At 42.8% G+C, this 11,688-nt stretch carries 8 protein-coding genes; 6 read left to right on the top strand and 2 right to left on the bottom strand.

Annotated features, from left to right (window positions below; genetic code table 11):
* Positions 1-1,023 precede the first annotated feature (1,023 nt).
* Complete coding sequence (locus AAA943_RS21515) at positions 1,024-2,217, top strand: ATP-binding protein (RefSeq protein WP_338226471.1); 1,194 nt, start codon at positions 1,024-1,026, stop codon at positions 2,215-2,217.
* A gap of 511 nt (positions 2,218-2,728) precedes the next feature.
* Here the strand turns inward: AAA943_RS21515 and AAA943_RS21520 are convergent.
* Positions 2,729-3,202, bottom strand: a complete 474-nt coding sequence (locus AAA943_RS21520; protein ID WP_338226472.1) for a hypothetical protein — start codon at positions 3,200-3,202, stop codon at positions 2,729-2,731.
* On the opposite strand from AAA943_RS21520, the gene AAA943_RS21525 reads away from it, so the two are divergent.
* The 5 genes from AAA943_RS21525 to AAA943_RS21545 all read left to right on the top strand — a co-directional run bounded on the left by AAA943_RS21525 (position 3,180) and on the right by AAA943_RS21545 (position 8,955).
* On the top strand, positions 3,180-5,036 hold the full coding sequence (locus AAA943_RS21525; RefSeq protein WP_338226475.1) for a site-specific DNA-methyltransferase: 1,857 nt from the start codon (positions 3,180-3,182) through the stop codon (positions 5,034-5,036). The genes AAA943_RS21520 and AAA943_RS21525 overlap by 23 nt on opposite strands.
* A 2-nt stretch (positions 5,037-5,038) precedes the next feature.
* A complete protein-coding gene (locus AAA943_RS21530) occupies positions 5,039-7,684 on the top strand; it encodes a DEAD/DEAH box helicase (protein WP_338226478.1) in 2,646 nt (881 codons plus the stop codon).
* A 96-nt stretch (positions 7,685-7,780) separates the two neighbouring features.
* Positions 7,781-8,122, top strand: a complete 342-nt coding sequence (locus tag AAA943_RS21535; RefSeq protein WP_338226480.1) for a hypothetical protein — start codon at positions 7,781-7,783, stop codon at positions 8,120-8,122.
* The gene (locus AAA943_RS21540; protein WP_338226481.1) at positions 8,115-8,618 is read left to right on the top strand and encodes a hypothetical protein; all 504 of its coding nucleotides are present in this window, start codon (positions 8,115-8,117) and stop codon (positions 8,616-8,618) included. The genes AAA943_RS21535 and AAA943_RS21540 overlap by 8 nt, the downstream gene beginning before the upstream one ends.
* On the top strand, positions 8,590-8,955 hold the full coding sequence (locus AAA943_RS21545) for a hypothetical protein (RefSeq protein WP_338226483.1): 366 nt from the start codon (positions 8,590-8,592) through the stop codon (positions 8,953-8,955). Before AAA943_RS21540 ends, AAA943_RS21545 begins: the two co-directional genes overlap by 29 nt.
* A gap of 116 nt (positions 8,956-9,071) precedes the next feature.
* Here the strand turns inward: AAA943_RS21545 and AAA943_RS21550 are convergent, their stop codons facing one another.
* Positions 9,072-11,492, bottom strand: a complete 2,421-nt coding sequence (locus AAA943_RS21550) for a S9 family peptidase (RefSeq protein ID WP_338226485.1) — start codon at positions 11,490-11,492, stop codon at positions 9,072-9,074.
* Positions 11,493-11,688: the final 196 nt, after the last annotated feature.

Genomic DNA, 11,688 nt, shown 5'->3' on the forward strand with positions numbered 1-11,688 from the left:
GTGAGAAATAGAAATAGACTGTTTTTCCTCTAGCCGTTTTTTAGAAAAGCTCACAGAAAAACTGTTTTTGAAATACGTATCCAATCATAGCTTTACCGCTTTCGGGTGGTAACGGATTGTGTTGGGGATTGTATTTTTGATCCTGATGTGGGGAGCGGATTTGGGATGAGTTTTTTGCTCACAGATTACACGGATTTTCACAGATGACATTACCTGTGTTCATCTGAGACATCTGTGAGAAATAGAAATAGACTGTTTTACCTCTAGCTGTTTTTTAGAGAAGGTCACAGAAAAACTGTTTTTGAAATACGTATCCAATCATGGCTTTACCGCTTTCGGCTGGTATCGGATTGTGTTGGGGATTGTGTTTTTGATCCTGATGTGGGGAGCGGATTTGGGATGAGTTTTTTGCTCACAGATTACACGGATTTTCACAGATGACATTATCTGTGTTTATCTGAGACATCTGTGAGAAATAGAAATAGACTGTTTTTCCTCTAGCCGTTTTTTAGAAAAGCTCACAGAAAAACTGTTTTTGAAATACGTATCCAATCATAGCTTTACCGCTTTCGGGTGGTAACGGATTGTGTTGGGGATTGTATTTTTGATCCTGATGTGGGGAGCGGATTTGGGATGAGTTTTTTGCTCACAGATTACACGGATTTTCACAGATGACATTATCTGTGTTCATCTGAGACATCTGTGAGAAATAGAAATAGGCTGTTTTACCTCTAGCTGTTTTTTAAAAAAGCTCACAGAAAAACTGTTTTTGAAATACGTATCCAATCATAGCTTTACCGCTTTCGGGTGGTATCGGATTGTGTTGGGGATTGTGTTTTTGATCCTGATGTGGGGAGCGGATTTGGGCTAAATTCCTTCACAAAAACCCTAATTTATTTCAAAGGGCTTAACCACCAAAATATTTTCAGATCAATTTTGTAAAATTGAATTTACAAATTGTTTCAAAATTTGTAAAATGTGATTTACAAAAAATGTATTTTTGTGTAAAATCTATTTTACAATATGGAAAAGCTATTGACCAATTCCCAAGCAAAAATTCAGCGAATTTCACTGGATTTCAGTCGCTTTCTATTAAATAAGATCGATTGGAAGCAGCGGCTGATTGCTGTCACGGGTGCCCGAGGAGCCGGAAAGACCACCCTGTTGCTTCAATATGCCAAAAAGTACCTGAAGCCAGATGGAACGAACCTCTATATCTCTTTGGATGATCTCTATTTTATGGAGCATTCCATTCGGGAATTGGCCGATGAGTTTTATCTGAGTGGAGGGAAAGTGCTGCTTTTGGATGAGATTCATAAGTACCCAAACTGGTCCAGAGAACTCAAATTGATTTATGATGATTTTCCTGAACTCAAGGTGGTATTTACTTCCTCTTCGATTTTGGAGATTAACCAGGGAGAGTCTGACCTCAGTCGAAGGGCCGTCAGCTATCTTTTACCTGAACTTTCCTTTCGGGAATTTATCGAATTGGAGACAGGGATTTCTTTTCCTGTAATCTACCTTGAGCAAGCTTTGAAAGATCATGTAGAAACAGCTGCACAGGTGATAAATACTATCCAGCCGGTTGCTCTTTTTCAGAAATATGTGAAATGGGGAGCCTATCCATTTTTTAAAGAAGGCACTGAAATCTATTCCGAAAAGCTCCGAAAAATCGTTCAGTTGATTTTGGAAGTAGATCTTATGGCAGTGGAAAACATGGACTATAAAACCGTATTTAAGCTAAAGAAGTTGATTCGGCTGATCGCCACCTCAGTTCCTTTTACCCCAAATGTGTCTGAACTCAGTCAAAAAACGGGCATCTCACGGCCCAGCTTGCTTCGAGCGTTTGAGTTGCTCCATCGTGCCAGAATCCTGCAAATCCTCCATAAACCGAATTCTGGAGTTGGGGCGCTTACCAAGCCGGAGAAATTATACCTAGGAAACCCTAATTTACTTTATGCTTTGGGAGAGGAAAATGTCAGTGTAGGGACCATTCGGGAAAGCTTCTTTGCCAATCAGCTCAAGGCTGTTTCTACTGTTCATCTTGCCGAGAAGGGAGATTTTTTGGTCAATGAAAAATGGAGCTTTGAGGTCGGAGGGAAAAATAAAACGAGCTATCAGATCAAGGATTTACCAAACTCCTTTTTGGTCAAGGATGATATCGAGATCGGAGTCAAAAACACGATTCCCCTCTGGCTTTTTGGCTTTTTGTATTAAAAAAGCCCTGCCGGGATTTCGAATCTTGGCAGGGCTGATATTATTTAGGGTACACTTCTGTCCTGCTTCTAAGTTGGTTGTTTACAAAAATGTCTAAATCCGTCCCAAAAAGGCACCTTTCATTTTTGTCCTTTCGTATTCCGCCTACTCTTCTTCTTTTGAACCCAAATGCAAAACTGCGATTCTGAGCGATTTGGGCCGTTTTCCTTTGTCCTCTGACTTGAAAAAAACATGTCCAATTTTTACTCAGTCGCTTGGCTTATGTTGGATTCAAAATTGGAAAGACATGAAGATTCTGGATTATTTAAAATACTTGGGGTTAGGTGCATCCTGGCACATCATGCCTCCATTTCTTGCGTTCCTTATTTCACTAGGATTTCTTCTATACCTATTCTTCAAAGCACATTTGGATCATAAACTTGATTGGAAGAAGCAGGAAGATGAAATGAAAAAGTGGGAAATCGAAACTAATGTGAATCCCAAGCGAAAAAGCAAACCTCCTTCCTAGCTCTTACCTGAGCAGGTAATAAAACATCGCCCGGGCCACTGCGTCCATGGGTTCTGCACCACTGACCCAAGCATGAAGCTGTTGCTTAGGGATTCCTGTTTCTTTAGTGATTTTGTCCAGGGAAATTCCTTGTTCGCTCAACTTCCAACTCACTACCTGTCCTGTCATCTCCTCAGCAGGGATTTCTCTGTAGGGAATAGGGCGTGCATAAATAGTATGAAAAGGAAAGTACCTTCTGAAAAGCATTTTGGCCAAATCTGACAACTCTTTTCCTGATTTTTGGCCTCCTTCAGATAGCTTACCTTGAGTCACTCGTACCGTCAACTCAAAAGGATCAGCCTCCAAAATCCGAAACTGGATCTTTTCCAGATCCTTTAGCCGATCAACCTCTTCCGCAAAATCGGGTAGAAGCGACTGTTCTACCCATTGAATGGCCAAATCGATTTTGCCGACTTTGAGAAAAACTCTTGAATTCATCACCTCTTTTCAAAAAAGAAAAGTAGCCCTAAATTTTATTTTTTCCCCTATTTTTACCCAAAACCATTTTTCAAGATTTATGCCCACGCTGCATTGGATAGGCAAGGAAAAAGTTGTCAATCACCATCAGGAAGTACCCTACCGAGTACTCGAGAAGCAATACGAGTTCAACACGGAATCGGGCTCATCCGAAAACAAAATCATCCAAGGCGACAACCTCGAAGCCCTAAAAAGTCTACTACCCGAATACGAAGGCCGCATCAACTGTATCTACATCGATCCGCCCTATAATACGGGCAATGAAAACTGGGTCTATAACGACAACGTCAACCATCCCAAAATCAAAAAATGGCTGGGCGAGACCGTGGGCAAGGAAGGGGAAGACCTCAGCCGCCACGACAAGTGGCTTTGCATGATGTATCCTCGGTTGAAGCTGCTCAATAAGCTTCTATCAAAAGAAGGAAAGATGGTCATAAGTATTGGCCATCATGAATTAGTCAATTTGATTTTGATTTGTAAAGAAATCTTTTCCAACAAGCAAATTCTCCCAATAACAATTCAAACATCTGGTGGAAAACCTTCCTCAGGTTTTAACTTCCTTCATGAATATCTATTATTTATTGTACCTAACTCATTTTCTCCCAATTCCTCAAATATTTCTGGCGGAAAATCAAGATCTCCTTTTGAAGGATTGACTCTTGCCACTTTCAATAAAGTTCAAAGACCAAATCAAACCTATCCAATTTTTATAGAGAAGGCATCAGGGAGAATTATTGGAACGGGAAAATCTCTTGCGGAGAGAATAAAAGAAGGTATTTATTTGGGAAGTTCAGAGACTTTTCAGTTTGATTTTAACGAAGCACCTGAGGGAACTGAAGCGGTTTGGCCAATTACTAGCAAAGGAGAAGAGTGTGTTTGGAGATTAATTCCGAGTCGTCTTTTATCTGATTGGGAAAAAGGATATATAAAGGTATCTCCAAATAGGCAGCTCAATAGTTTAAATAAATTTAGTGTCCAATACTTGCCAAGTGGTTTAATAAAAAAAATAGAAAAAGGTCAGCTTGAAGTTTCAGGTGTTGAAGATAATAGTCCGACTTTAAAGTTTGGAGAAAATACAACAGCGGGAAGTCAAGTACCTACAATTTGGCTAGATAAATCTTTTTATACAGTAAAAGGGACTAACGTACTGATGGAGATTTTTTCAAAAAAGAATTTTAATTACCCAAAATCGCCGTTTTTAATCAAGGAAATTCTGACGATTATTTCAGACAAAAATGACATAATTCTTGATTCATTTGCGGGTTCTGGTACTACAGGCCATGCTTCACTTGAATTAAATAAGGAAGATGGAGGTAAAAGAAAATTCCTCTTAATAGAAATGGAAGACTATGGTAATTCATTAACCGCTGAAAGAATTAAAAAAGTCATCCAAGGCTACGGCAGCGGTATCAAGGCGGTGGAAGGGACCGGAGGGGATTTTGGCTTTTATGCCCTCGGCCCGGCCCTCTTCGATACCGAGGGAAATCTGAACGAGGCCGTCGCAATCTCCGATATCCTCTCCTACATCTGGTACTCCGAGACCCGGACGAAGTGGACTCCGCCTGTGGATCATGCAGATCGCTACTACCTCGGTAGTTTAGAAGATACCGCCTATTACTTCATCTACGAACCGGACAGACTGACTACGCTGGACTTTGAGTCACTTTCCGCCTGGGTCACGCAGCCTGCCGAGCAGTACATCTGCTATGCGGACAATTGCCTCCTGCCCGAGGCGCTGATGCAGAAGCACCGCATTATTTTTAAGAAAATTCCACGAGATATTACCCGTTTTTAAGCATGGAACTCAAGCCCTACCAACAGCAAGTCATCGCCGATCTTCGGTCTTTTTTGGAGTCCATCCAAGCGCATAAGGATATCCGAAAGGCCTTTGATACCTATACCGAGGAAAAATGGGGACTCTACAATCCGCTGGACGGGACAGGAATGCCCTCCTACAAGCATACCATTCCCCATGCTGCTAACGTCTGCATCAAAGTGCCGACGGCAGGAGGAAAGACCTTTATTGCCGTCAATGCACTTCGGACGATCTTTGATGCCTTCGATACCTTGCATCCCAAAGCGGTGGTGTGGCTGGTTCCTTGGAGTAACCTTCTCGATCAGACAGTCAACAATCTCAGCAATCCAGACCATCCTTATAGGCAGAAGCTTAATGCCCTCTTCAACCATCGGGTCCAGGTCTATGAAAAGAAAGACTTGCTCCAAGGCTCTAATTTTAATCCCACGGTAGTTTCCGAGCAATTGACCATCGTGGTGATGAGTTTTGCCTCGCTTCGTTCCAAAAAGAAGGAGGACAAGAAAGTCTATCAGGAAAACGGTCAGTTGGCCACGTTTGCGGCACAATACAAAGACGATTCTCACCTTTTGCCAGATACGGATGAGACCGCCCTCATCAATGTGATCCGCAGCCTCAATCCGGTAGTGGTGGTGGATGAAAGCCACAATGCCGAGTCCGAACTGAGCGTGGACATGCTGAAAAATCTCAATCCAAGCTTTGTCCTTGACTTGACGGCTACGCCGAAGAACAATTCCAATATTGTCAGTTTGGTACCTGCCATTTCCCTGAAAAAGGAACACATGGTCAAGCTGCCGGTCATTGTCTATAATCATCCCGACAAGACGGAGGTGATCAGTTCGGCCTTGCATCTCCGGCAGAAGCTGGAAGCCTTGGCTATCGAGCAGCGAAAAGCGGGTGGAAAATACATCCGTCCGATTGTGCTCTTTCAAGCACAACCCCGTACCTCGGAGGACAATACCACTTTTGAAAAGTTGAAAGCGCAGTTGGTGAGTTTGGGAATTCCAGACGAAGAAATAAAGATCAAAACTGCTGAAAAGGACGAATTGAAAGGAATCGACCTGATGTCTGAGACTTGTCCTGTTCGTTACATAATTACGATCAATGCGCTGAAGGAGGGCTGGGATTGTCCCTTTGCCTACATTTTGGCTTCTCTTGCAGACAAGTCTTCGGCGGTGGATGTGGAGCAGATTTTGGGTAGAGTGCTTCGGCAGCCTTACGTGATGAAGCATGCCCATGCTATGCTCAACATTTCCTATGTTTTGACTGCATCGGCTAAGTTTCATGACACGCTTCAAAATATCGTCAAAGGGCTGCAAGCCTCGGGCTTCAGTGACAAGGATTATCGAAAGCAAGATGTAATGCCAGAGTCGGTAAAAACACAAGTGGCCCAGAAGCCTTTGGAAAATTTTCTCTTCCCAGAGGAATCAGAAACAGACCCATCCGAAGAAGCCATTGATGCCGATCGAATTCAGTTTACTCCTAATGAACTTCACGACAGTACAACTCCAGGCCTTCATTCGGTTCGCGAGATTGAAAAAATGGCGACAGAAGAATCGGCACTTTTAGATCAAGAAATTCAAAAACTTAAAGAAGAGTATTCAGACCTTCCTCTATTAGCAGAAATGGGTGAAAAGATAAAGACTGCACAGATCAGAGATGCTTTCTCGGAAAGCGCTTCACAAATCCATTTGCCTCAATTTCATCTCAAGGTTACTGCCAATGCACTTTTTGGCATTGGAGAGCAGGTTTTGCTCAATCAGGAATCGTTATTGAAGGATTTCAAACTGAGTAAATACGATACGCTGATTGACTTTGAGCAGATCCAGTCTGACCTCTACAAAGTAGACATTCAGGAGGCTAAGAAGAATGAGTACACTCCAAGTTTCGTAAAAATCGAGGATTTGATGATTCGCGAGCCTTTAGTGGACTACATTTTGGCAAAGCCCAAGGATAAGCAGATTAAAGAAATCGCTTACCAATTAATGGGGACAATCGGGAATTTGTATCCGATTCCCGAACAGGAGATCAAGCTTTACCTTCAGCGGATTTTGGAAGGGATGACACAGGAACAGCTTCGGGATATTTTGGTGAGAAAGCTTTCCTATTCCGATCGGATCAAAGCCAAAATCAAATCACATGCAGATAGGTATGCCGAAGAACAGTTTGAAAAGCAGGTCACAGTTGGAAAAATCGAGACTCTTCCGGCATGGAAGTTTCCTGAACGTTTGATTCCAGGCAAACCTGGACCATCCATCAGTAAATCCCTTTATGATATCGAGGGAGCGATGAACGGATTTGAGGTTCGGGTTATTTCTGAGATAGCCGGAATGCCCAATGTTCGATTTTGGCATCGCAACCAAGTGAAAGGCCGAGGTTTTGCGATCAATGGCTTTAAGTCCAATCATTATCCGGATTTTATTATTTATACCGAGTCAGGAAAAGTAATTGTCTTGGAAACAAAAGGAGATGACCGGGATAATAGCGACAGCGAAGCCAAGTGCCGTTTGGGTAAAAAATGGGCTGAATTGGCTGGAAAAGAGTTTATTTACATGATGGTCTTTGATCAGCGAGAAGTGGCTGGAGCCTATTCATTTGATCAAGCCAAGGGGTTGATTAGGGAGATGTGATATATTGTTAAATCGGAAACCTTCTAGAATTTGGAACAGTTTTTAAGGTATTGATAAGAAATATTTTCTGCTTACCTTAAGCATAACTTTTATATTATGGACAAGCCTGATAAAATTAAATTCAAATACATATTTAAGGATGACTATAATCCAAAGTATGTAAATGGAGCGTTTGGAGGAATTAGCCCTCAAGGAGAGATTGTGGTTAATTTTTATTTAGAAAGGGTGGCTCTTCCTCGTTCTCAAACTTATTCTGTTAATGAAGGGATGGTTTTGAGTGAAATCACTGCAGAAAGGGAACCAGGAGATCATGAAACCAGCATTGTGAGATTTGTTGAAAATGGAATAGTCCTCAACCTTGCTCATGCTGAGGATATCCATAGGTGGCTAGGAGAGCATATTAAAAGTTTAAAATCTAATCTGAAGAAAAATGTCTGAATTACTCGATTTCGAACCATGTCTTGCATCCAGTAAAAATGTGCAAAGGATCCCTGGTCAAAATATTTGGGCTATGACATCTTTAGCCCAGCCAAATTTAGATTCCAAATATATTTTTGTTATCCACTCCAATGACTCCTCCCATGTCGGTCAGGATTTAAAATCAAATCTTGAAAAGTTAGAGGAATTCAAAAAATTGGAATTTAATTGGAATGGAAATAACGCTGAGCCTTTTTCGGATGCTTTAATTGAAAAAGCTAAGTCCGTTTTATTTTCATTAAGAGTACAACCTGAAGTATTTCCCACTGCCAGAAAAAGTATTCAATTCGAATACGAAAAGGAAAATGGTGATTATTTAGAGTTTGAGATCTTTGAAAATTCTGTCAGTTGTTTGGAGATTATCTCAGGAAATGAAAAGGAATGTCAAATCGACATAACCGAGATTTTTTCATTAATTGATCATTTTTATGCTACCGACCGAAATTTCAGATTCTGAAACTCTATTTAAAGCAATAAAGCCGATTAACCATTTGTGGAAAGAAGGAGTCCCTTCTTCTGCGGCCTTTAAAGATTCCAAGGGGTTATCAGTTGATCGAGATGGCGGCAGATCAAAAAGTGAATGTATTGCAGTGCTTCAGGAGAGGATTGGAACTAAAGCCGTTGTTTCTTTCACGGCAGGCGAATGCCGGTCAATCGGAGTTATGCCACTTGCGAAACCATTGATGAATAACCCTTTTCATGCAGAAGTTCACCGGAATTTAATCGAAGTTTCCTTGAGTCCTTCACAGGCCAAGAAGCTAAGGGATTTAGCAAAACTTGAAATTGGATTGTGAAACCGTAACTGATTTTGTAATCAAGCCTATCTTTTCGAATTCTTGTATTAAAAAAGCCCTGCCAGTTTTTGAAAATCTGGCAGGGCTGATTATTTATTAGGTTTTTAAAACCTGCATTACTCCCTATTCTTCACATACTTTTCTAGCCAAGTATCCATCTCCCAAAGGGTGTGGAGTACGGATTCTTTGGCCGCATAGCCATGGCTTTCGTGCGGGAGAAACACCAATCGGGTGGTGGCACCGTGACCTTTCAAGGCATTGTAGTAGCGTTCGGACTGAATAGGGAAAGTCCCTGAATTGTTGTCTGCTTCTCCGTGGATGAGGAGAATCGGGGTTTTGACCTGATGGGCAAATGAGAAGGGAGACATATTGAAGTACACTTCTGGGGCTTCCCAGTAGCTACGCTGCTCGTACTGGAATCCAAAAGGAGTCAAAGTTCGGTTGTAGGCACCGCTTCTTGCGATTCCTGCGGCAAAAAGGTTAGAGTGCGAAAGCAGATTTGCAGTCATGAAGGCCCCGTAAGAGTGGCCTCCCACAGCGATTTTGTTTCTGTCACCGATGCCCATTTCTACAATATGATCGATCGCAGCCTCTGCATTGGCTACCAGCTGCTCGATAAAGAAATCATTGGGTTCCTGATCTCCTTCGCCTACAATCGGCATTTCGGTTTGGTCCATGATGGCATAGCCACGTGTCACCCAATAGATCGGAGAACCCCAGCTAAGACGGGTGAACGTGTACTTGGAACCTCTCACCTGAGCGGCATCAGCTGCTGACTTGTACTCACGTGGATACGCCCACATCAGGACAGGGAGTCTTCCGTCTTTGGCAGGATCATATCCCTCTGGAGTATAGACTACGGCAGAGAGATTCAGTCCGTCTTTTCTTTTGTACGTGACCAGTTGCTTGTTGATCCCTTTGATGGACTCGTAGGGATGAGCAAAATTGGTTATCTGCATCGGAGCAATTCGCTTGCGGGTATTGACCAGCCAATAATTGGGTTGGATGTCAGTACTTTCTTTCAACGTCACAAATTCAGTAGCATCCGCATTCATGACTTTGACTACCCGCTCGTAGTAAGGGGCCTGAGATCTCCAGAGGATTTTTTGCTCTTTGGTAGTGGTATTGAAGGTGGAGAGGAAGGGCATGCTTCCTTCCGGACTTCCGCCCTCGGATCGCATGTAAAGCAAATCTCCTTTTCGCATCAATACACTCCTTCCAAACTGGTTTTCAGTGTAAATCGGATCTCCGGGATCGTTGTACAAATCGTCTGAAGAGCGCTCGATAATTACCCGAGGAGCTTCGGCAGGGTTGGATGGATTGATGACTGAGCGCTTTTCTGTGCGGCTGGCAAACCATCTTTCATTCAAAATCGCAAAGGAATCATCTGACCAGGCAATTCCTCCGAATCTCAGGGAAGTAGACGCCAGCTTTTGCTTTTCTTGGGAGAAAGGAGCGGACAACGTATACACGATATCCCGTTCAGCCACTTCTGTTCGTGGATTTCCTCCATCCTGAGCCTCTACCCAATACAGGGTGGCAGCTTGGTCCGCTCTCCAGTTGATGCTTCTTGGTCCGGTCACCGTGGCATCAAAGCCGGTTGGTCTCACTTCATCCAGCGGAATCTGGGCCAAAGTCTTGACCATCTCTCCGCTGGATTTCCAGATTTCTACTGAATAAGGGAATCTGCTGGCGGGGACGAGATAGGAAAACGGCTTTTGGATGGATTCGATCAACAAATAACTTCCATCAGGGCTCAGATCCATGGATTTGATCATGGCTGGTTTTCCGACAGAAGTTTTGCTTCCATCCAATCCAACTTTCATCAATTGAGAGTCCATGAAGTAGGCAAAAAGCGCCTCATCGTAGGGGTTGCTCAGCAAGTCTTGGTACGTACGGCTGGGAGCGGCATTTCCGGAGGTTTCCTGAATGACCGGTCCGGCAGGCGCGGCAGGCGCTTTGGGCATGGAGCCTCTTTGGGGATTTACCGCTTTGATCAAGATGGAATTGTCCGGCATCCAAGCTACGGAGTTTCCAAAAACCTGATTGAGAATAGGCTCCGTAAGCTTTTTCGCCTCAAATGTGGATAAGTCCACTACCCAAAGGCTGATCCCTGTGGCTTCTGTATTCGTGAATGCCAAATATTTTTCATCTGAAGAAAGCGAAAAGCCACTCATTTTGGGATTTTGGGGCAACCCTGTGATTTGTTTTTCTTCTCCGCTTCGGGTGTTTTTGATTTTCACATTGAAAAAACTTCCCGATCTGCTGGGCCCGGAGGTAGCCGGATTGATCCGAATGCCTCCGATTCGGAGTTCGGGTTGTGCCAAATCTTCAATGGAAGGTGCTTCGGATCGCTCCAAAACCATCATCATCGAGCCATCCTTATTGAAAGAGACGGAAGGAGTTGCCGGGGCATTAAAAAGATCGGCAATAGAAGCAGGTGGAGTTTGGTAGGGGATTTGGGAAAACAGGGGTAAGGAAATCGCCCAAAAGCAACCAAAAAGGAATAGGTTTAACTTTCTCTTTATTGCATTCATATTTGTTTTTTTAGAATTAGTTTATTTCTGGTACAAGCATTTTTTTCAGTAAGTCTCTATTCAAATTCAGCAAAAGAAAACATTTGTAGACTTTTGAAAGGATTAAACTACCGGTCTGTAGGCCACCCTTATTGCAAAACTTTTTGGGCTTATGTTTATCCATTTTCTCATCAATCCATACCAGTTTATCCGATGC

The organism is Algoriphagus confluentis, from assembly GCF_036245625.1.
GTDB lineage: Bacteria > Bacteroidota > Bacteroidia > Cytophagales > Cyclobacteriaceae > Algoriphagus > Algoriphagus confluentis.

Bases quoted from the DNA above. Each gene is read 5' to 3' on its own strand.
- AAA943_RS21520 (WP_338226472.1), bottom strand. From the start codon at position 3,202: ATGAATTCAAGAGTTTTTCTCAAAGTCGGCAAAATCGATTTGGCCATT.
- AAA943_RS21540 (WP_338226481.1), top strand. From the start codon at position 8,115: ATGTCTGAATTACTCGATTTCGAACCATGTCTTGCATCCAGTAAAAAT.
- AAA943_RS21515 (WP_338226471.1), top strand. From the start codon at position 1,024: ATGGAAAAGCTATTGACCAATTCCCAAGCAAAAATTCAGCGAATTTCA.
- AAA943_RS21545 (WP_338226483.1), top strand. From the start codon at position 8,590: ATGCTACCGACCGAAATTTCAGATTCTGAAACTCTATTTAAAGCAATA.
- AAA943_RS21550 (WP_338226485.1), bottom strand. From the start codon at position 11,492: ATGAATGCAATAAAGAGAAAGTTAAACCTATTCCTTTTTGGTTGCTTT.
- AAA943_RS21535 (WP_338226480.1), top strand. From the start codon at position 7,781: ATGGACAAGCCTGATAAAATTAAATTCAAATACATATTTAAGGATGAC.
- AAA943_RS21530 (WP_338226478.1), top strand. From the start codon at position 5,039: ATGGAACTCAAGCCCTACCAACAGCAAGTCATCGCCGATCTTCGGTCT.